At 63.2% G+C, this 21288-nt stretch carries 19 protein-coding genes; 15 read left to right on the top strand and 4 right to left on the bottom strand.

Translation table 11 applies throughout. From position 1 onward, the window contains the following. Positions 1–175 precede the first annotated feature (175 nt). Entirely contained in the window at positions 176–1144 is a 969-nt protein-coding gene (locus tag HDIA_RS04770) for a 2-hydroxyacid dehydrogenase (RefSeq protein WP_099554861.1), read from the bottom strand. Between the two features lie 187 nt (positions 1145–1331). Here HDIA_RS04770 and HDIA_RS04775 point away from each other — a divergent pair, with 187 nt between their 5' ends. From HDIA_RS04775 to HDIA_RS04785, 3 genes are all read left to right on the top strand, one after another. Further along, the gene (locus HDIA_RS04775) at positions 1332–2093 is read left to right on the top strand and encodes an SDR family oxidoreductase (RefSeq protein ID WP_099554863.1); all 762 of its coding nucleotides are present in this window, start codon (positions 1332–1334) and stop codon (positions 2091–2093) included. Positions 2094–2121: 28 nt separating this feature from the next. Next, positions 2122–2637 (top strand): gluconokinase, encoded by a 516-nt coding sequence (locus HDIA_RS04780; protein WP_099554865.1) that lies wholly within the window; start codon positions 2122–2124, stop codon positions 2635–2637. A gap of 374 nt (positions 2638–3011) precedes the next feature. After that, on the top strand, positions 3012–4364 hold the full coding sequence (locus tag HDIA_RS04785; RefSeq protein WP_162292606.1) for a globin-coupled sensor protein: 1353 nt from the start codon (positions 3012–3014) through the stop codon (positions 4362–4364). Between the two features lie 75 nt (positions 4365–4439). Here HDIA_RS04785 and HDIA_RS04790 read toward each other — a convergent pair whose 3' ends face one another. Continuing rightward, positions 4440–4856 carry a bleomycin resistance protein gene (locus HDIA_RS04790; protein ID WP_197708100.1) on the bottom strand — a complete coding sequence of 139 codons (417 nt, stop codon included), beginning with the start codon at positions 4854–4856 and terminating at the stop codon, positions 4440–4442. Between the two features lie 186 nt (positions 4857–5042). Here HDIA_RS04790 and HDIA_RS04795 point away from each other — a divergent pair, with 186 nt between their 5' ends. From HDIA_RS04795 to HDIA_RS04835, 9 genes are all read left to right on the top strand, one after another. Next, positions 5043–5945 carry a LysR family transcriptional regulator gene (locus HDIA_RS04795; protein WP_099554870.1) on the top strand — a complete coding sequence of 301 codons (903 nt, stop codon included), beginning with the start codon at positions 5043–5045 and terminating at the stop codon, positions 5943–5945. A gap of 130 nt (positions 5946–6075) precedes the next feature. Continuing rightward, positions 6076–6546, top strand: coding sequence for a formate dehydrogenase subunit gamma (locus HDIA_RS04800; protein ID WP_099554873.1), 471 nt, complete (start codon positions 6076–6078; stop codon positions 6544–6546). After that, a complete protein-coding gene (locus HDIA_RS04805) occupies positions 6543–8108 on the top strand; it encodes an NADH-ubiquinone oxidoreductase-F iron-sulfur binding region domain-containing protein (protein ID WP_099554875.1) in 1566 nt (521 codons plus the stop codon). The genes HDIA_RS04800 and HDIA_RS04805 overlap by 4 nt, the downstream gene beginning before the upstream one ends. A 13-nt stretch (positions 8109–8121) precedes the next feature. Then, positions 8122–10992 carry a formate dehydrogenase subunit alpha gene (gene fdhF, locus HDIA_RS04810; RefSeq protein ID WP_099554877.1) on the top strand — a complete coding sequence of 957 codons (2871 nt, stop codon included), beginning with the start codon at positions 8122–8124 and terminating at the stop codon, positions 10990–10992. A 14-nt stretch (positions 10993–11006) separates the two neighbouring features. Then, a complete protein-coding gene (fdhD, locus tag HDIA_RS04815) occupies positions 11007–11852 on the top strand; it encodes a formate dehydrogenase accessory sulfurtransferase FdhD (RefSeq protein WP_099554879.1) in 846 nt (281 codons plus the stop codon). Continuing rightward, the gene (locus HDIA_RS04820) at positions 11842–12081 is read left to right on the top strand and encodes a formate dehydrogenase subunit delta (RefSeq protein WP_099554881.1); all 240 of its coding nucleotides are present in this window, start codon (positions 11842–11844) and stop codon (positions 12079–12081) included. The genes fdhD and HDIA_RS04820 overlap by 11 nt, the downstream gene beginning before the upstream one ends. Before the next feature lie 217 nt (positions 12082–12298). Further along, positions 12299–13966 (top strand): thiamine pyrophosphate-binding protein, encoded by a 1668-nt coding sequence (locus tag HDIA_RS04825; protein WP_099554883.1) that lies wholly within the window; start codon positions 12299–12301, stop codon positions 13964–13966. A 12-nt stretch (positions 13967–13978) separates the two neighbouring features. Beyond that, a complete protein-coding gene (locus HDIA_RS04830) occupies positions 13979–14458 on the top strand; it encodes a GNAT family acetyltransferase (protein ID WP_099558708.1) in 480 nt (159 codons plus the stop codon). A gap of 247 nt (positions 14459–14705) precedes the next feature. Then, on the top strand, positions 14706–17441 hold the full coding sequence (locus HDIA_RS04835; protein WP_162292607.1) for a PAS domain-containing protein: 2736 nt from the start codon (positions 14706–14708) through the stop codon (positions 17439–17441). 30 nt (positions 17442–17471) lie between these two features. On the opposite strand, the gene HDIA_RS04840 is transcribed toward HDIA_RS04835, so the two are convergent. Continuing rightward, complete coding sequence (locus HDIA_RS04840) at positions 17472–18356, bottom strand: MBL fold metallo-hydrolase (protein WP_099554887.1); 885 nt, start codon at positions 18354–18356, stop codon at positions 17472–17474. 230 nt (positions 18357–18586) lie between these two features. Between HDIA_RS04840 and HDIA_RS04845 the strand changes: the two genes are divergently transcribed. The 3 genes from HDIA_RS04845 to HDIA_RS04855 are packed head-to-tail and all read left to right on the top strand — an operon-like array spanning position 18587 to position 20089. Beyond that, positions 18587–19219 carry a TetR/AcrR family transcriptional regulator gene (locus HDIA_RS04845; protein WP_245884168.1) on the top strand — a complete coding sequence of 211 codons (633 nt, stop codon included), beginning with the start codon at positions 18587–18589 and terminating at the stop codon, positions 19217–19219. A 2-nt stretch (positions 19220–19221) separates the two neighbouring features. Continuing rightward, entirely contained in the window at positions 19222–19710 is a 489-nt protein-coding gene (locus HDIA_RS04850) for an SRPBCC family protein (protein WP_099554889.1), read from the top strand. Positions 19711–19735: 25 nt separating this feature from the next. Next, on the top strand, positions 19736–20089 hold the full coding sequence (locus HDIA_RS04855) for a DUF1428 domain-containing protein (RefSeq protein WP_099554891.1): 354 nt from the start codon (positions 19736–19738) through the stop codon (positions 20087–20089). A gap of 663 nt (positions 20090–20752) precedes the next feature. Here HDIA_RS04855 and HDIA_RS04860 read toward each other — a convergent pair. After that, positions 20753–21196 (bottom strand): hypothetical protein, encoded by a 444-nt coding sequence (locus HDIA_RS04860; protein ID WP_099554893.1) that lies wholly within the window; start codon positions 21194–21196, stop codon positions 20753–20755. Positions 21197–21288 lie beyond the last annotated feature (92 nt).

The raw sequence follows: 21288 nt of genomic DNA on the forward strand, positions 1-21288 counted from the left end.
TTTCGCCGCCATAGAACTTCATTTGAACGTCAGATTTTTGAAAACGCGCCGACAATCTGCCGATGGCGGTGATTTGCAGGCAAGCAACGGCTGTTTCCGGCCCTCGTGCCGGCCGCCGGGTGTCTTTGGATCGGTGTTCCGGTGTGGCTGTGAGTCAAGCTCGTTGCGAGTCAGATCACAGGACGGGCGTTGGCAGCGGCTTGCCGGCGAAATGGGCCGTAAGATTGTCGCGCATGAGTTGCCCCATGGCCTGGCGCGTCTCCACCGTGGCGCTGGCGTGATGCGGCATGAGCAGCACGTTGGACAGCGCCGCAAATCGCGGGTCGACATGCGGCTCGTTGAGGAAGACGTCGAGCGCCGCGCCGGCGATGGCGCCTTTCTCAAGTAGTTCGATCAGGGCGCCCTCGTCGACGGTGGTGCCGCGCGAGATGTTGACGAGCCATCCCTCCGGACCGAGCGCCTCCAGAACCTCCCAATCGATGATTTCCGTCGTTCCCGCCCCGCCGGCGACAGCAACGACCAGCACGTCGCACCACGCCGCAAGATCGGCGGGCGTGGCAAAGGCCGGGTAGGGGATGTCCGGCTTCGAGGAGCGGTTGTAATAGCCGATCTCCATGTCGAAGCCGGCAAGGCGTCTGGCGATGGCCTCGCCGATCCGGCCAAAGCCCGCGATGCCGGCCTTCTTGCCCGAAAGCCGCGTCACCAGCCCCATCGGTCCGTCTTGGCCCCAGGCGCCGCTGCGGACATAGGCATCGCCCTCGGGGATTTTTCGCAGGAGGGCGAGCGTCATGCCGACAGCAAGGTCGGCGACGTCATCGGTCAGCACATCCGGTGTGTTGGTGACACGGATACCGCGCGCCCTGGCCGCTGCAAGATCGACCGCGTCGATGCCGACGCCGTAGACGGTGATGATCTCCAGTGCCGGAAGCGCGTTGATGAGGTCGGCGGAGGCGCCCGTTCCGCCGCCGGTGGCAATCGCCCGGATGTGTGGACCGACTTCGGCGAGGAAGGCCGCCTTGTCGGCGGCTTCATAAACCTTGTGCACGGTGAAGGCCGCTTCGAGCGGCTCCATATCCCAGGCGGGCAAGGCCGTCGTCAGAAGGATGTCGGGTCGCTCGGAAATTGGCGGGTGTTCGGCGTCCATCCTGTCCTCCTCGAAGATCCTGTCTCTGGATGTCGTAGAGGGTCGTCTCCCGCCTTGGCAAGCATGGAGCCGCACGCGGTCCCTCGCGCCTCGCCCGGCCGCGTTGACGCCCATGCGCGCGACCGATAGCAATTCCAGAACAACGACAAGAATGAAGGCGCCGGATTGGCGTTGCGGGAGGCTCCTCATGAAACTCTTCGATCTCACCGGGCGTCTGGCTCTGGTGACCGGCTCGTCCAAGGGCATCGGTCTGGCGATCGCGAAAGGCCTGGCGCAGGCCGGGGCCAGCATTGTGCTGAATGGGCGGGACCACACGGCGCTTGAAGCGGCCCGGTCCGATCTGGCCGCCACGGGCGCCGATGTCTATGCCGTCTCCTTCGATGTCACCGATGCCGCCGCGGTCGCGGAGGCGGTGGAGCGAATCGAAACGGAAATCGGGCCGATCGAGATTCTCTTCAACAACGCGGGCATGCAGCACCGCGCGCCCTTGCAGGACTTCCCGCTCGACGCCTGGGAGCGTCTGAAAGCCACCAATATCGACAGTGTCTTCTTCGTCGGCCAGGCGGTGGCGAGAAAGATGATCGCGCGCGGCCACGGCAAGATCATCAACATCGCCTCCGTGCAAAGCGAACTCGCCCGGCCCGGCATCGCGCCCTATACGGCCACCAAGGGGGCGGTGAAGATGCTGACCAAGGGCATGGCGACCGACTGGGCCCGCTTCGGCCTTCAGGTCAACGCCATCGGCCCCGGCTACTTCGTGACGGAACTGAACGCGGCGCTCGTTACCGATCCGGAGTTTTCCGGCTGGCTGGAAAGGCGCACGCCGGCCGGCCGCTGGGGCACGGTCGACGAACTTGCCGGCGCGGCCGTGTTCCTGGCTTCCGACGCCTCCAGCTTCATCAACGGCCACATTCTCTATGTGGACGGCGGCATCACGTCCTCTCTCTGACGTTGGCGGGCGCGCGGGAGGCGAACCAATGCGCAGGGCGATCGTCGTCATGGGCGTTTCAGGCAGCGGAAAATCGACCGTCGGGGCGGCCCTGGCCGCGCGCCTTGGCCTTGCCTATGTCGACGGCGACGATCTTCACAGCGAGGCCTGCGTCGCCAAGATGCGCCGCGGCGAGGCGCTCACCGACGACGACCGCTGGCCCTGGCTCGATCGTGTCGCCGCCGTTCTGGACGACCGGCAACGCAATCCCGCCGGCGTGATTGTCGGTTGCTCGGCCCTCAGGCGTCGCTACCGGGATCGCATCCGCGCCGCGGTGGAGAGCGACATCAGGTTCCTCTTTCTGGACGGCAGCTTTGATCTGCTCAACGAGAGAATGGCGGCCCGCAAGGGCCACTACATGCCCGTGAGCCTGCTGAAAAGCCAGTTCGCGGCTCTTGAGGTGCCGGGTGCTGACGAACCGGACGTGATGGCCATCGATGTGGCGAAGCCGGTCGAGACTATCGTCGGCGAGGCTGCAAGATTGGTTGGCCGACAGGATCACTGAGTGGATGGGTGTGCAACGCAGCAAAGAGCCGGAGTGAAGAGACCGATGGCCATGTCCTGACTGCGCTCTGGTATGTCGAACGAAAAGGAATTTCTGAATATATACTTCACTCGATCTATAGGTAATTGTTCGTATGCGAATAATTGATGTGAAAAGCATAATAAAAGAGAGATTGTAATCTCATATAATGAGAATTTATGGTTGTAGATTTGTCGTATCAGGCATCATTTTCAGCATGGCTAGATTTATTTACTTATTCTTATATCGGGACTCCTAGTCTGCTGTTGTCGGCCGGCGCTTGCCCACCAATCCGATGAGGCTTCGGATTGGCAATGGATGCGGGACAGGCCGGAAAGCAGGATGGAGCGGAATTGATGACGGGGCTGAACGCTGATCGCCAGGAGCGTTTGCGGTTTGCACGAATTGGTGAGGATGACAGGCTGGCGATGCGCGAAGCTTGGGCAATTGTCGAGCCGAAGCTCGACGAGACGCTTGTCGGCTTCTATGCGCATGTAACGACCGCGCCATCCTTGGCTGCCTTGGTCGGAAACCGCACCAAGGATCTTTCCAGCGCCCAAAAGAAGCATTGGGCCAAGCTTTTCAGCGGCAAGTTCGATGACGAATATTTCGACAGCGCGACGAAGATCGGGCATGTCCATTGCCGCATCGGCCTGGAGCCGCGTTGGTACATTGGCGGCTATCAGTTCCTGATCGAGCAGATCATGGCGGTTCTTTCCCGGAGCACGAAGTTCTCCCGAACGCGGTTCCTGCGGTTGCAGAGCGCCTTCAGCAAGGCGATTCTTCTCGATCTCGACATCGCGATTTCGACCTATCAGGAAGCCGAACTTGCCGCGCGTCAGGCACGCGAGGACAGCATCAATGCCGCGATCGAGAAGTTCCGGTCAGGGACCGAAGGTCTCGTGACCGAAGTCGAGCGCACCGCCGAGGGCATGCGCGCGGAGGCTGGCTCGCTCGACGCGACGGCGACCGGGGCCGGAGAAACGGCGGAAGTGGCCTTTTCGGCATCGCAGAGCACGCGCGAGTCCGTCCAGGGCCTGGCAGCTGCCTCCGAGGAACTTGCCGCCTCGATCACCGAGATTTCCGAGCGGCTTTCGACCACTGTCGCCGAGATCTACCGGGCCGGTGACAAGGCCGAGGCCTCGACCCAGTCCATCTCGAGACTGTCCGAATCGGGCAAGCAGATCGGCGACGTCGTCTCGCTGATCCAGGATATCGCCGAGCAGACCAATCTTCTCGCCCTCAACGCGACCATCGAGTCGGCACGGGCCGGCGAGGCAGGCAAGGGCTTTGCCGTCGTCGCGCAGGAGGTCAAGGCGCTTGCCGGTCAGACCGCCAAGGCCACCGACGACATCTCCCGTCAGATTGCCGGCATCCAGAACGAGACCCAGAGTGCGGTCGACGCGGTTGGCGAGATTTCGCAGATCATGAGCGAGGTTCGCCAGTTCACCGCTGCCATTGCGGCGGCGATCGAGCAGCAGCAGGCGGTCACTCAGGAGATCGCCGGCAACGTTCATCGCGCCGCCAGCGGCACCGACGAACTGTCCCGCACGGTCGAGGCGGTGCGCGGCGCCATTCAGAGCACCAAGTCGACGGCGGATGGCTTTGCGGAGGTCTCCGAAGGGCTCTCCAGCCAGGCCGTCACGCTGGCCGGTGAAATTCGCACCTTCATCGACAATCTGAAGACCGGGGCCAGCCGCGCGGCCTGATCCAAAAATCCCGTTGCCCTGACCGCAGCGACGCCATGGCAGGGCAGTGGTCAGGCAGCGGGCCGGCCCGGCATTCTATCGATAGGATGTCAGGGCAAGGTCGGCGTGGGCAAAGACGCGCTGACGGAGCGGCTCTCCGAAGAAGATCAGCGTGCAGTCTTCGTCCGCGACATGGAATTCGCGCTGGCCGTAGTCCTGATCGAAGGGCGCGCGGACGCGCCCTTCGGGCAAGGTGGCCAACTGCGGCTTGAGCGACTCGTAGAGCGTGTCGATATCGTCGACATCGATATAGAACGAGGTCTCGCGCTCCGGGCGCTTGAGATCGACATCCGCGTCGACCTCGATCAGCCGGATCGCGACGTCATCCCGGTGAAGATAGGCGTAGTGGTCCGCCCTGTAGCCGACGGAAAACCCCAGAATGTCGTGGTAGAAGGCGACCTGCGCCTCCAGGGTCGTGCAGGGGACGAAAGGGGTGATCTGATGCATGCGCATGATGGTTGCCGCCTTCCTCGCATGGACATCGGGCAAGCATAGTCCTTTTTCGTGCCCTCCGATACGCTGGCGGCCTGTCTTTGGCCTGTTACGGCAAGAGGCCTGCAGCGCCAGCCGAGCGGTTCCTGTCGAACGGCCCGCCGAACCTGTTGAATTCACGCAAGGCGCCGTGCATAGCTTGTCGCCATGCTCGACAAGCTCGCACTTCTTCTGGCGCTCGCCCGCGAACGGCACTTCGGCAGGGCGGCGGAGAGCGCCGGCGTGACGCAGCCGACGCTCTCTTCCGCGGTCAAGAGCCTGGAGGAACAGTTCGGCGTCCTGCTCGTCGAACGCGGATCGCGTTTCCAGGGATTCACACCGGAAGGCGAACGCATTCTGGTCTGGGCCCGGCGTCTCGTCAGCGATGCGCGCACCATGCGCGAGGAAGTCCAGGCCCTCAAGAAGGGTCTCTTCGGCCATATCCGCCTTGCCGCGGTGCCGACCGCGCTGCCCTTCCTTCAGGAACTGGTCAACCCGATCGCGACGCGCCACGAGGCTGTGCGGCTGACGATCCTCTCGATGACGGCCGACCACATCCTGAAGAGCATCGATAACCTCGAGATCGACGCGGGTGTCTCCTATCTGGAAGAAAGCGTGCTGGCGCGATTCTCGGGCGTGCCGCTCTACGAGGAGCGCTACTGCCTTCTTGTGGCACCGGGCAGCGACCTCGCCGATCAGTCGAGCGTGTCGTGGCGGCAGGCGGCCACCATCCCGCTCTGTCTCCTGACGCCGGACATGCAGCATCGCCGGATCGTCGAGCGCCACTTGCGTGAGGCCGGTGCCAATATCGCGCCGCGTCTCGAATCCAATTCCCTGATCGTGCTTCATACGCATGTCCGTACGGGCAACTGGGCGACCATCATGCCGGCCCGCTTCGCCGAGACTGTCGACCAGCCGGGCCTCCTCAAGGCCATCCCGATCGTCGAGCCGACGGTCTCCCACACCATCGGCCTCGTCACCACCCAGCGTGAGCCGCTTCCGCCCCTCGTGGCGCAGCTCGTCAGCGAGGCCAAGGTCTTCCAGAAGCGGAACGCGGCCCTCGCCACTTAACGGTATTGATTAAACGAACCTTTCGTTTTAATTCGATTTCCCTATCGTTCCACGGAAGCGCTTTATTGAATCGTTCTGATTTCCGGCTCATGTTCCGCACAATTACAAACTGTGGGAGGCGCCGGAATCGATGCGTCACGAGACTTTTAGCAACGAACGGACGCGCGAAATCGTGTCGGCGCATTCCGGCCTCGAAGGGCCATTGATGCCGATCCTGCACGCCGTGCGGGACGCGTTCGGTCATGTGCCGGAGGCCGCCGTGCCGGTGATCGCCGAGGAACTCAATCTCTCCCGCGCCGAGGTCCACGGCGTCGTCACCTTCTATCACGACTTCAATCGCAAGCCGCACGGCCGCCATGTCGTCAAGTTCTGCCGTGCAGAGGCCTGCCAGTCGATGGGCTGCGATGACCTGATCGCCCATGCCGAGAAGGCGCTGGGCGTCGAGATGGGCGAGACGAGCGCCGATGGCCGCGTGACGCTGGAGCCCATCTTCTGCCTCGGGCTCTGCGCCTGCGCCCCGTCCGCGATGGTGGACGGCGAGATCGTCGGGCGGCTGGACAAGGCTGCGGTCGACCTGATCGTTGCGGAGGTGGACCGGTGAGTATCAAGGTTTTTGTTCCGCGTGACGCGGCGGCCGTCGCCTGCGGCGCGAATGCGGTCGCCAAGGCGCTGAAGGCCGAGGCCGAAAAGGCCGGCGCCGACGTCACGATCATCCGCAACGGCTCGCGCGGCATGCTGTGGCTGGAGCCGCTGGTTGAGGTCGAGTCCGAGGGCGTGCGCTACGGCTTCGGTCCGGTGACGGCCGGGGACATTCCCGGCCTCGTGCTTGGCGGCCTCTTCTCGGCCCCGGCACAGGTGACGGGCACGCTCGCAATCGGCCCGACCGAAAAGCATCCCTATTTTGCCAGGCAGACGCGCCTCACCTTCGCCCGCTGCGGCCTGACCGATCCGGTCTCGCTGGCCGACTACACGGTCAACGACGGCTACAAGGGGCTTGAGAAGGCGCTCGCCATGGCGCCGCTCGATATCGTCAAGGAAGTGACCGACTCCGGTCTTCGCGGCCGTGGCGGTGCGGGCTTTCCGACCGGCATCAAGTGGAAGACCGTCCACGATGCGGCGGGCGAGCAGAAATACATCGTCTGCAACGCGGACGAGGGCGACAGCGGCACCTTTGCCGACCGCATGATCATGGAAGGCGACCCCTTCCTGCTCATCGAGGGCATGACCATCGCGGGCCTCGCCGTTGGCGCGACCCGAGGCTACGTCTATCTGCGGTCCGAATACCCCCATGCCGAAATCGCGCTCAACGAGGCAATCAGGGCGGCGAAGGCTGCCGGCTATCTCGGGCAGGATATCCGCGGCTCGGGCAAGGCCTTCGAGCTGGAAGTACGCATCGGCGCCGGCGCCTATGTCTGCGGCGAGGAAACCTCGCTTCTGGAAAGCCTTGAGGGCAAGCGCGGCCTCGTGCGCGCCAAGCCGCCGCTGCCGGCCCATGTCGGGCTCTTCGGCAAGCCGACGGTGATCAACAACGTGCTCTCGCTCTGCGCGGTGCCCTATGTCCTGGCCGAAGGCGCCAAGGCCTACCACGACTACGGCATGGGCCGCTCGCGCGGCACGATGCCGGTCCAGCTTGCCGGTAACCTCAAGCACGGCGGTCTCTTCGAGACGGCCTTCGGCATCTCGCTCGGCGAACTCATCGACGATATCGGCGGCGGCACCCTGTCCGGCCGCCCGGTGAAGGCCGTGCAGGTCGGCGGTCCGCTCGGCGCCTACATGCCGCGCACGCTGTTCGACACCCCCTTCGACTATGAGGAATTCACCAAGGTCGATGCCCTCATCGGCCACGCCGGCGTCGTCGTCTTCGACGACACGGCCGACATGGCCAGGATGGCGCGCTTCGCCTTCGAGTTCTGCGCCATCGAAAGCTGCGGCAAGTGCACGCCCTGCCGCATCGGGTCGACCCGTGGCCGCGAAACGGTCGAGAAGATCATGGCCGGGATCGACGTCGAGAAGAACATCGAGGTCATGAAGGACCTCTCCGAAACCATGAAATTCGGCTCGCTCTGCGCGCTCGGCGGCTTCACGCCCTATCCGGTGATGAGCGCCTTCACGCATTTCCCGGAAGATTTCCGGCGCGTGCAGCAGCTTCAAGCAGCCGAGTAAAGGGAGACTTGCCATGAGCCTCATTATCGAGACCGACTACGGCACGCCCGCCTCCAAATCCGAGACGATGGTGACCCTCACCATCGACGGCGTCGAAGTGACCGTGCCGGAAGGCACCTCTATCATGCGCGCGGCGATGGAGATGGGCACCGCCATCCCCAAGCTCTGCGCCACCGACATGCTGGACGCCTTCGGCTCCTGCCGCCTCTGCCTCGTCGAGATCGAGGGTCGTCGCGGCACGCCGGCCTCCTGCACGACGCCGGTGGCGGAAGGCATCGTCGTCCGCACCCAGACGGATCGTCTTGCGCAGCTGCGCAAGGGCGTGATGGAGCTCTACATCTCCGACCACCCGCTCGACTGCCTGACCTGCGCGGCCAACGGCGACTGCGAATTGCAGGACATGGCCGGCGCGGTCGGCCTGCGCGACGTCCGTTACGGCTACGAGGGCGACAACCACGTCTTCGCCAAGAAGGACGGCATCGCCAATGATCAGTGGCTGCCGAAGGACGAGTCGAACCCCTACTTCACCTACGATGCCTCCAAGTGCATCGTCTGCAATCGCTGCGTCCGCGCCTGCGAGGAAGTGCAGGGCACCTTCGCGCTGACCATCTCCGGCCGCGGCTTCGACAGCCGCGTGTCGCCCGGCATGAACGAAGACTTCATGGCGTCCGAGTGCGTGTCCTGCGGCGCCTGCGTGCAGGCCTGCCCGACGGCGACCCTGTCGGAGACCAAGCTGATCGAGATCGGCCAGCCGGAGCATTCCGAGGTCACCACCTGCGCCTACTGCGGCGTCGGCTGCACCTTCAAGGCCGAAATGCGCGGCGAGGAACTTGTCCGCATGGTGCCGTGGAAGGACGGCAAGGCGAACCGCGGTCATAGCTGCGTCAAGGGTCGTTTCGCCTGGGGCTACGCCACCCACCGCGACCGCATCACCAAGCCGATGATCCGCGACAGCATCAAGGAGCCGTGGCGCGAGGTGTCCTGGGACGAGGCGCTCGGCAAGATCGCCACGGACATGAAGCGCATCCAGCAGGCCTTTGGCCGTGAAGCGGTCGGCGGCATCACGTCATCGCGCTGCACCAACGAGGAGTCCTACCTCGTCCAGAAGCTGATCCGCGCCGGCTTCGGCACCAACAACGTCGACACCTGCGCCCGCGTCTGCCATTCGCCGACCGGCTATGGCCTGAAGACGACCTTCGGCACCTCCGCCGGCACGCAGGACTTCGACAGCGTCGAGGACAGCGACGTCATCCTCGTCATCGGCGCCAACCCGACCGACGGCCACCCCGTCTTCGGCAGTCGCATGAAGAAGCGCCTGCGCGAAGGCGCCAAGCTGATCGTCGTCGATCCGCGCCGCATCGACCTCGTCAAGTCGCCGCACGTCAAGGCCGAGTATCACCTCGCGCTGAAGCCCGGCACCAACGTCGCCGTCGTTACCTCGCTCGCCCATGTCGTCGTGACCGAGGGGCTGGCCGACGAAGCCTTCATCGCCGAGCGCTGCGACCTTCTCGAATACCGCGAATGGGCGGCCTTCGTGGCCGATCCGCGCCATTCGCCGGAGACGACCGAGGCCTTCACCGGCGTTCCGGCCGAACTCCTGCGCAAGGCGGCTCGCCTTTATGCCACCGGCGGAAACGGGGCCATTTACTACGGCCTCGGCGTCACCGAGCACAGCCAGGGTTCGACCACGGTCATGGCCATCGCCAACCTCGCCATGGCGACCGGCAACATCGGCCGTCGCGGCGTCGGCGTGAACCCGCTGCGCGGCCAGAACAACGTGCAGGGCGCCTGCGACATGGGCTCCTTCCCGCACGAACTGACGGGCTATCGCCACATCTCCGACGAGGGCACCCGCAACCTCTTCGAAAAGGCATGGGGCGTCACCCTCGACAAGGACCCGGGCCTGCGCATCAACAACATGCTCGATGCCGCTGTCGACGGGTCCTTCAAGGCGATCTACATTGAGGGCGAGGACATCCTGCAGTCCGATCCGGACACGCATCATGTCGCCGCTGGCCTGGAGGCCATGGAACTCGTCATCGTGCAGGATCTCTTCCTGAACGAGACGGCCAACTACGCCCACGTCTTCCTGCCGGGCTGCACCTTCCTGGAGAAGGACGGCACCTTCACCAACGCGGAACGCCGCATCCAGCGCATCCGCCGCGTGATGAGCCCGAAGAACGGCTATGCCGACTGGGAAGTCACCCAGCTGATCGCCAACGCGCTTGGCCTGAACTGGAACTACAAGCACCCGTCCGAGATCATGGACGAGATCGCGGCCCTGACGCCGACCTTCAAGAACGTGACCTACGAGCTTCTTGACGAGATGGGCTCGGTGCAGTGGCCCTGCAACGAGGAACATCCCGAAGGCACGCCGATCATGCACGTCGACCACTTCGTGCGCGGCAAGGGCCAGTTCGTGCTCACGGAATACATCCCCACGGACGAGCGGACGGGCGCGCGCTTCCCGCTCATCCTCACCACGGGCCGTATTCTCAGCCAGTACAACGTCGGCGCTCAGACCCGCCGCACCGAGAACTCGCGCTGGCACGAGGAGGACGTCCTCGAAATCCATCCGCATGACGCCGAGCAGCGCGGCATCAAGGACGGCGACTGGGTGAAGATCGCCAGCCGTGCCGGCGAAACAGCGCTTCATGCGCTGATCACCGACCGCGTGGCGCCGGGTGTGGTCTATACGACCTTCCACCACCCCTTGACGCAGGCGAACGTCATCACCACTGATTTCTCGGACTGGGCGACCAACTGTCCCGAGTATAAGGTGACGGCGGTTCAGGTCTCGCCCTCCAACGGTCCGACCCGCTATCAGGAGGACTATGACGAGTTCTCCCGGCAGTCGCGCCGGATCGCCGAAGCGGCGGAGTAACGAGGCAATCTGTGATGCTTGATCCTGCGGCTTGCGTAAAATCGGTCCGGGTTGCCCGCAAGGGCGGCTCGGAGGAGACCGTACGCGCCGTTCCGGTGGAGGTGCCGATCGCGCTGACCCACGACGGGTCGAGCTACGCCGTCATGCTCGGCAGCCCGATCGATCTTGACGACTTCGGCGTCGGTTTCAGCTTCACCGAGAATGTCATCTCGTCCGCTGCCGAGATCCGCGATCTCGAAGTCGTGGAGCACCACGACGGGATCGAGGTGCGGATGTGGCTCGATCCTGACCGTTCCAAGCAGCTTGTCGCTCGCCGCCGTCACATCACCGGGCCGACCGGTTGCGGACTGTGCGGTGTGGAGAGCCTTGAAGAAGCCTCACCGGAACTGCCGAAGGTCGGCAAGGGGATCGCCGTCACAGTGGACGAGATCTACGCGGCGCTGGACGACCTGATGCTGGCGCAGGTGGTTGGCCGCGAGACCCGCGCGGTGCACGCGAGCGCCTTCTGGCGGCGCGGTGAGGGCCTCGTCGTCGTGCGCGAGGATGTCGGGCGGCACAACGCCCTGGACAAGGTGATCGGCCATGTTCTGCGGACGGGCGGCGAGGGCGCCGACGGCATGGTGATCATGACGAGCCGCGTCTCGGTGGAACTGATCCAGAAGACGGCCAAGCTCGGAGCTTCGATCCTGGTTGCCGTTTCGGCGCCGACGTCCTTTGCCCTGAAGCTCGCGGAAGAGGCGGGCATCACGCTCGTCGCCGTGGCGCGGGGCGATTCCTTTGAGGTCTTTACCCATCCCCACCGCATCCTTTTGGACGGTGCGGGCAAGAAGAATACGGAGACATTGGGACATGTCGCATAGCGGAACCGAACAGAAGCTGGTGATGATGGCGAACCAGATCGCCAGGGCTTTCGAGGCGCAGGGCGAGGAAAAGGCCGTGCCGATGATCCACGATCATATCGTTCAGTTCTGGGACCCGCGCATGCGCCGCCAGATGAACGCGCATATCCTTGCCGGTGGCGACGGGCTGTTGCCGACGGCGCTCGCGGCGCTGAAGCCGGACGCCGAGGCGTCGCGGACGGCCGCCTGAGCGGCCCTGTCCATTGTGATGAGCGAGAAGCCTCGGTCCTTTGACCGGGGCTTTTTCATGGGCCATTGCCGATTGGCGATTGATCGTTCACCGGTGCGGCCGGCGTTGGCGCGTCGCCGGCTCACGAAGCACTTGGCCGCCTGGACCAAACTGTGGCATGTCGGATTGAAATGCCTCGCGCGCGCCAAGCCCGGCCACCCGTCCAAGAGCCTCCCGCATGACCTCTCCCACCTTCACCGTTGCCCGCCGTATCGTCGAAATCCTCGAGCATCAGGGCGTCCAGCGCATCTTCTGCGTTCCGGGCGAGAGCTATCTGCCCGTGCTCGACGCGCTCTATGATTCCAGCGTCGAGACGGTTGTCTGCCGGCAGGAGGGCGGCGCGGCAATGATGGCCGAGGCGACCGGCAAGCTGACGGGACGCCCCGGCATCGCCTTTGTCACGCGCGGGCCGGGTGTCACCAATGCGAGCGCTGGCCTGCACGTCGCGGCTCAGGATTCGACGCCGATGATCCTCTTCGTCGGCCAGATCGAGCGTGGCATGAAGGAGCGCGAGGCGTTTCAGGAAATCGACTACAAGGCGGTCTTCGGCTCCATCGCCAAGTGGGTCGTCGAACTCGACGATGCGGCACGGGTCGACGAACTGATCGGCCGGGCCTTCCAGGTGGCGATGAACGGCCGTCCCGGACCTGTGGTCGTCGCTCTGCCGGAGGATGTGCTGACCGAGGGGGCCATGCCCGTGCCCTATCGTCCGCGTGAGCCGGTCGCCACCAATCCCGGCCTCAACCTGATGATCCAGCTTCAAAAGAAGCTCTGGGCGGCGGAGCGGCCGATCGCGATCCTTGGCGGCAGCGGCTGGAGCGAAGCGGCGGTCACCGCCTTCCGCCGTTTCGCGGAACGCTTCGATTTGCCGGTCACCTGCTCCTTCCGCCGCCAGATGCTCTTCGATCACAGCCACCCGAATTATGTCGGCGATGTCGGCATCGGCGCCAACCCGGCGCTGATTGCCCGCATCAAGGCGTCCGATCTTGTGCTGCTCGTCGGCGGGCGCATGTCGGAGATGCCCTCGCAGTCCTATTCGCTGTTCGATATTCCCGAGCCGAAGCAGTTCCTCGTTCACGTCCACGCGGATGCGGAGGAGCTTGGCCGCGTCTACCACGCCGGGCTTGCCATTAACGCGACGCCGTCGGGCTTTGCCGCCGCCGCCGAGGGGCTCCAGCCGCCGAACGAGATTCGGTGGGAGGATGAGACCAAGGCGGCCCGCGCCGACTACCACGCCTGGTCCGACGACCTGCCGGAAACGCCGGGCGAGGTGAAGATGGGCGCCGTCATGGCGCACCTGCGCAAGACCCTGCCGCCGGAGGCGATCCTCACCAACGGCGCCGGCAACTACGCGACCTGGGTCCACCGCTTCTGGCGCTTCCGCCAGTTCGGCACTCAACTCGCCCCCACGTCCGGCTCCATGGGCTACGGCCTGCCGGCGGCCGTCGCGGCGAAACTGGAACGGCCCGATGCACCCGTTGTCTGCTTTGCCGGCGACGGCTGTTTCCAGATGACGGGACAGGAGTTCGGCACCGCCGTGCAGTTCGGCGCGAACATCGTCGTCCTTGTCGTCGATAATGGCATCTACGGCACGATCCGCATGCATCAGGAGCGGGAGTTTCCCGGCCGCGTCAGCGGCACCGAACTGCACAACCCCGACTTTGCCGCCCTTGCCCGTGCCTATGGCGGTCATGGTGAGACAGTCCGGACGACCGACGACTTCGCTCCCGCGCTGGAGCGCGCCATGGCGGCCGGAAAGCCGGCGCTGATCCACCTCCTCACCGATCCTGAGGCGATCACGCCGACGACGACGATTGCGAAGCTCCGCGCGGCATCAAAAGCATGAGGCATGCATTTTATGACTGCTGCATTTGAAGAAAAGCCACCCCACGCGCCCCAGCCGCAAAACGTCGTTGTTCGCGATATCGAGGATGGCGACATCGATCATGTCGTGGCGCTTTGGCACGAAGCCGGGCTCTATCGCCCCTGGAATGACCCGCTGAAGGACATCGCCTTCGCCCGCCGCGATCCGCACGCGACGGTGCTGGTCGCCCTCGATCGCGAGGCGATTGTCGCCACGGCCATGGTCGGCGAGGACGGTCATCGCGGCTGGGTCTACTATGTGGCGACGGACCCCGGCCGGCGCGGCGAGGGGCTTGGGCGCCTGATCATGCAGGCGGCGGAGGACTGGCTGCTTCGGCGAGGCGTCTGGAAGATGCATCTGCTCGTGCGTGAGGGCAACAGCGCCGTCATCGACTTCTACGAACACCTCGGCTTCCGCGACGGCAAGGTTGTTTGCATGCAGAAGGTTATTGCCCGGACGGGTAGTGAAGAATAAAAATAAACTTTGAATTGTATTGCATATACGGCGTTATACGCATGAGCGCCCGTTTGATTGGCTCGAAAACGCCAGTATAATTTGAGCCCTCGATAGATTTTTGCCTGATAACTTTAATTATCGGGTGGGAATTTCCCCCTACAATTGAATGCCTGATCCGGGCTGCCAGGAAAGACTTGGCGCCGCCCGGACGTGTGGCCGCGATTGTCGAAGGGTATCGCGCAATGACTTTGGCATGGCTGGCTGCATGAACAGCGAATCGAGATCGCCTGATCGGTCGCCGGCACTCGGACCCGTCGCTCTGGCGGCCGCCCTTTATTTTTTCACCGCCTATGCAAGCATTGCCGTCTCGCGTCTGCCGGGCAGCATCGCGGTCATATGGATCGCGAATGCGCTGACATTGGCGCTCGCCCTTTGGCCAGGCGAGCGGCGCCGTCCGGCCATCATTCTGGCCGCGATCTGCGGCGGCATCCTCGCCAATCTCGCGACGGGGACCGACCTTCTGACGTCGGTTGTCCTGATGCTCTGCAATGGAACGGAGATTGTTCTTGCCGTCCTGATCTCGGATGTCTGCCTGCGGCGCTGGAAGCCTCAGGATGAGCCTCTCGACTTCATCCGCATGCTCGCGCTGCTCGTCTCCGTCCCCATCCTGCCGGGGGCGATCGCTGCAAGCGCATTCCTTTCCCGGCCGGCATTCGAGGGATTGGCGACCATTGTCGAGATGTGGTGGCTCGGGTCCGCCATGGGGATGATCGCGATTGCGCCCATGGCGATCCTCTATCGCGGCATCGCGCCGACTGCGCAGGACACGAGAGGATCGCGCCGGCTGGAAGCGATCCTGCTGATCCTGGCGATGCCGGTTTTGGCCATTGCGAGCCTCGCGTTGTTTGACTACCCGCTTGTCGTGGTGGGGCTCGCGCTCGTCATCATCGCGGTCAGGCTTCCGCCTTTCGATACCGCCATGGCTGCGGGGCTTGCCGTCTTCACCGTATCGGCGGTTGGCGCCCTCGCGGCCAATCTCATCAAGGCCGACGGGGGAGTGCACGTGATGACGCTGGACGTGACCGCCGCGCTCGCCGTGGTGCCAGCCATCTACATCTCGATGGTGCTGCGTCACCTCCAACGGGAGCGCGACAGCGCCACCACCAACGAATACTTTGCACGCCGGATCATCGAGAGCTCACCGATCGGAATGGCCATCGTCTCGTTGGATGGCGCGCTGCTTTCGGGCAATGACGCGCTTGCGTCCATGCTGGGCTATTCGCGCGATGAACTGTCAACGTTGACTGTGCGCGACATCACCTTGCCGAACGACTGGCCGGCCAGCGCCGACATGTTTGCGAAGGCCAAGACCGGGGCGATGGGCAATTATAGTGTCGAGAAGCGCCATGTTCGCAAGGACGGAACGAATTTCTGGACCCTGCTGACCGTCGCGGTCCTGGAAAAGGGGCCGGGCGGCGTGCCCTGCATGATTTCCCAGTTCGAGGACATCGACCTGCGCAGGCGATACGAGCGGGACCTGCGCGATCAGGAGGAGCGCTGGCATTTCGCGCTGGAGGCTGCCGGTCAGGGGGTATGGGATGCCAACCTGGCGACCGGCAAGACCTACTATTCCCCGACCTGGTGCTCGATGCTGGGCTACTCGTCCCAGGAAATCGGTGACGACATCGATCGCTGGCTGACGCTGATCCATCCGGATGACCGCGAGGCCGCGCTCACGGCGGACCAGAATCACATTGCCGGCGAGACGCCCTATTTCGAGTCCCAGTTCCGCATGCGTCACAAGGATGGCCGCTGGATCTGGATTCTCGATCGCGGCCGCGTCATCGAGCAGGATCGGGACGGCAATCCGATGCGCATGATCGGCATCCACACCGACATCACAAAGCCCAAGGCGGATCAGGAGGAAATGGCCCGCCTGAAGGACCGCATCGAGCTTGCGGTCGATGCCGGCGGCGTCGGCATCTGGGAATGGACGCCGGCGACCGGCAGCATTGGGTGGGACTGGCGGACGCACCAGATCTTCGGAACGACGCCGGAGACGATCCGCAACGACCTCGTCGACTGGGCAGATCGCCTGCATCCGGCCGATGCCGACGCGGTGATGGAAGGCCTCGACGAGGCACTTCGGCAGAGCGACAGTTGGCAGGCGGAATTTCGCATTCTGACCCCGGCGCGGGAGGAAAGGCACATCCGGGCTTCCGGACGGATCATCCGCAATGCCGACGGCTCGCCGGACATGCTGGTCGGGACCAATCTGGACATCACCGAGCAGCGCAAGCGCGCACTGGAATTGCGCGAGGCGAACGAGCGGCTGAACCAGTTCGCATCGATTGCCTCGCACGACATGCAGGCGCCGCTTCGCCATATCGCGCTGAACAGTGAAATGCTCTTGGCCGAACTCGGCGGGAAGGCATCGCCGGAGGCATCCGAGTCCCTGAGAATCCTCATCGACAGGTCCCGGCATCTGCAGCAACTGGTCAAGAGCCTGCTGGCCTATTCCAGGGCTGGCGACCAGGTGAAGCTGGAGCCCGTCGACCTCAACGCGACACTGGCGCGCGCCATCGACATTCTGGGGACCGACATCGCCGCTTCGGGATGCCGGATCGTTCGCGGCGACCTGCCGACCGTTCGGGGCGACCGGATCCTCCTCACGCAGGTCTTCCAGAATCTGATCTCGAACGCGATCAAATTTCGCGGCCAGGCGGACCCTGTCATCGAGATCGGCAGCGAGATCCACGGGGACAGGGCCTATGTCCGGATCTCGGACAACGGCATCGGCATCGACGACACATACAAGGACTATATTTTCGAGGTCTTCAAGCGCATCCCGACATCTGACAAACGACCCGGAACAGGGATCGGTCTTGCCCTTTGCCGCAGGATCATGACGGCAATGAAGGGCGATATCTGGCTGCACCCGAAGATCGACGAGGGGAGTTGCTTCATGTTCAAGCTGCCGCTCGCTGACGCAGCAGAATGAAGGGGCGAGGAGGTCCGGACGTTCCAGATCCTAGGCTGCGGTCCTTAGCATGCGCGCGATGTTGGTCCGGTGCACGCTCTCGTAGGGCTCGAAATAGAGAATGTCACCGGCGGCAAGGTCGTTCGCGACGAAGGCTTCGAGCGACGGATCGGCCGGCGCTCCTGTCCGCCGGCAATCCAGCAATCGCTCGATGTAATCGCGGTTGGCCGCGATCAGTCCCGGCCCGTAGCCGCCCGCGGCGATGCGCGCCTCGTCGCCGTGGTTGGGCAGGATACTGCGAAAGGGCAGAGCGGCGAGACGCTTCAGTTCCTCGATGTGGATCTCGGCCCGCTCCGGCGCGGAAATATAGGTGACCGTATCTTCCAGCGTGTCTCCGGCAAACAGCAGTCCGGCATCGGGCAGCAGCATCACACAGCCGTCCGGGCTGTGGATCTCGAAGTGATGCAGTTCGACGGCGCGCGAGCCGACGACAAGGTCGAGCCTGCCCTTGAACAGCCGGTTCGGCATCACGAGCGGCTTGATGGGTGGGTCTTCGGCTTCCAGCTTGGCCTTGTTCTCCTGCAAGAGCTGTGCGGTCTCTTCTAGCGCGATGATCTCGCAATCGGCGAAGACCTCGTTGCCGGCGATATGGTCGTCATGCCAGTGGCTGAGCACGACGCGGATCGAGGTGACGCCAAGGCCGGTGAGGTGATCGTGGATCAGCCGTGCATGGTCCAGCGAGATATGCGTGTCGTAGACGAGGGCCTCTGTCCCGTCGACGATGGCATAGGAGGCGATGCCCAGCGAATAGGCGCCGTCGTCAAGCCAGTTCGGTCCGTCCGAATGCAGCCGCTTGCCCGGAACGCGCCCGTCGTAATAGGCGTAGACGCCGGGCGAAGGGTTCAGAATTCTCAACGTTTCGGTCATGCTGGCCATGGGACATCCATTCGGTCTCGGCGGGGCGATCCGGATTTCGGCAGGCACCCGTGGAACGCCGGGCACGTGGCCGATAGTCGGAAGGATAAGGCTTTCACGGCAAGCAAGCTTCGCGCCGCATCGGTCGTTCTCCACAAATTCGCGGCCGGCGGGGGGATTGCGGCGCGATGCTTGAACACATACCGACCGGTCTGTATAAGAAATATCGGAAGCTGGAGACGTAGCCGCACATGGCGGAGAAGATGGAAGACAGACGCAGCAGGAATGCACGCGCAAAGCTTCTGGATGCGGCCCTCATGGTCATCCGCACCAAGGGCTATTCGGCGACGACCGTCGACGACCTTTGCGCCGAGGCCGGCGTTACCAAGGGCGCCTTCTTCCATCACTTCAGGACGAAGGAAGACCTTGCCGTGGCGGCTGCCGCCCACTTCGGCGCCATGGCGGACGAACTATTTTCGAGCGCCCCGTTCCAGGCCATCGTGGATCCGCTGGAAAGACTGGTCGGCTATGTCGAGTTCCGCAAGGCGATTCTTCAGGGCAGCCTGCCGGAGTTCACCTGCCTCGTCGGCACGATGGTTCAGGAGGCCTACGACAGCCATCCCCCGATCCGCGACGCCTGCAATGCGACAATCAGCGGTCATGCAGCGATGGTAGAGAGTTTCGTGGCGGCTGTGATGGCGGAGCGCGGCGACCCGACGGGGCAGGGCGCGGCAAGTCTGGCGCTCTACACACAGGCGGTGCTGCAGGGCGCCTTCATTCTCGCCAAGGCTCGGGGCGGACCGGACATCGCGGCTGACTGTCTCGACCATCTCATTCGCTATGTGCGGCTGCTGTTTGACGGATCCAGTTCAAGAGAGGGATGACCATGGCCAGGCCGATCGATGTCGCTCCCAATTCGCCGCGCGAACTTGTCATGGCGCGCATCATAGAGGCGCCCCGAACCGTTGTTTACCGCTGCTGGACCGATCCGGAGCTCCTCATGCAGTGGTTCGCGCCGAAGCCGTGGCAGGTGACGGACGCGAAACTCGACGTTCGTCCCGGCGGGCTGAATTCCTTCATGATGGTTGGTCCCGACGGCCAGGCGTTTCCGAACGCTGGCGTCTACCTCGACGTGGTGCCGAACGAGCGCGTCGTGATCACGGATGCCTTTTCGTCGGCCTGGGTCCCGTCCGACAAGCCCTTCATGGTCGCGGAAATGACCTTCGAGGATCATTCGGGCGGCACGCTCTACGTCGCCCGCGCCCGTCACTGGAGCGACGAGGATCTGAAGGCCCATGAGGAGATGGGCTTCCATACGGGATGGGGCCAGTGCGCCGACCAGCTCGAGGCTCTCGCAAGAACGATCGGCGCATGACAAGGGCACAAGAGGGAGGAAGAGGATGAGTTACGTTGATGGATTTTTGCTGGCGGTGCCGGCAGGCAGGAAGGACGACTACAGGAAGCTCGCCGAAGATGCCGCCGTGATCTTCAAGGAGCACGGCGCCCTCAAGGTCGTGGAGTGCTGGGGCGACGACGTTCCCGATGGCGAAGTCACGTCATTTCCGATGGCGGTGAAGCGTACCGACGACGAAGTGGTCGTCTTCTCGTGGATCGTCTGGCCATCGCGCGAAGCGCGCGACGAGGGCAACAGGAAGGTCATGGAGGACCCGCGCATGCAGATGGACATGACCCAGATGCCGTTCGACGGCAAGCGCATGATCTTTGGCGGGTTCAACGTTCTCGTCGACGCCTGATCGGGCTGTCTGCCCCAGCGCCGGCATCGTTATCTAGCACAGCTTGATTTCTGTCATAACCTCTGTCTGGCCCGCCACATTAACGATGCCATTCAGGATTATTTACATCAGGAGTAGCATGAGCGGCAAACGTCTGACGTATGACTCCTCTTGTTCGAGATAAGGCGCCATATGGCATCCCGCCCTGCCGTAAGTTTCGTCCAAAGGTACTGATGTTACATCAAAGTCAGAAACGCCGAAAAGAAGCCGATGGCGCTTGGAGAACGATCCATGCGTTTCAAGGAGACGGTTAGTCCGCTTGGATTGGTTGGAGCAATAACACCTCTTCGAAGGCATCGGAGAACATTCTTCCAACGAATAACGGCTCTAAGTGATCCGCTATAAACCAAATTCAAGCTTAAGCTATTATTCTCTTTACATTTTCAGGCTACCAATATATAAAACGCACAACGGCGCCGATGGTATGGACCCACCGAACGCCGTTGCTCTTACCCCTTATGGAAGGGGGCAGACCGTTGGGCCGCTAGAAGCGGCCTTCCGATCTTCTCCGTGTCATGAACCACATGACGCATTCTCCTTTCTGGTTGTCCGTCTGGGGCAGGGTAGAGTTTGGACTTTGGCGGCAACCAAAGTCCGGTTAATGAGGCGCCCTAGAAGGGCGCCTCATTCCGTTAGGTCCGAAATCTCAGACCGGTAAATCCATCGATCGCCCTTCTTCGAAATCAGGTGATCTTTCGTATGCAGCGCCCACAATGTGCCGCGCACGCTATTGTATTTCGCTCCGGTCTGCTCCGTGATTTCGGAGACCGTCAGACCATCGCGAGATTTTTTCAGAACGCTGATAATGGCGGGCTTTACCGTCCCCGGCGTAGCCCTATCATCATCAGACTTCTCCGCTGTTGACCAGAGTGACATTGTCGAGCTGACTGATGACGGCATGAAATTCCGGTCGGGCATGTTCAGCGCAGATGCTACAGATGACAAAAGGGATTGCACCGCGTCAGCGCGCCCCTGTTCATAACCTGCCTTGTACGCACGCTCAACCGCCAACCGCATTTCTGCAGCAGCGACTTCGATGAATGATTCAGTGTCCAGCTTGTTGTTCATGACGGTCGTATACGCCTGTCTGACAAGCCATGCAATAGGCTTGCGACATTTGTGTGATATTTCTTTGGCGCGCCGCTTGTTATATCATTTCG

The organism is Hartmannibacter diazotrophicus, assembly GCF_900231165.1.
Taxonomy (GTDB): Bacteria; Pseudomonadota; Alphaproteobacteria; order Rhizobiales; family Pleomorphomonadaceae; genus Hartmannibacter; species Hartmannibacter diazotrophicus.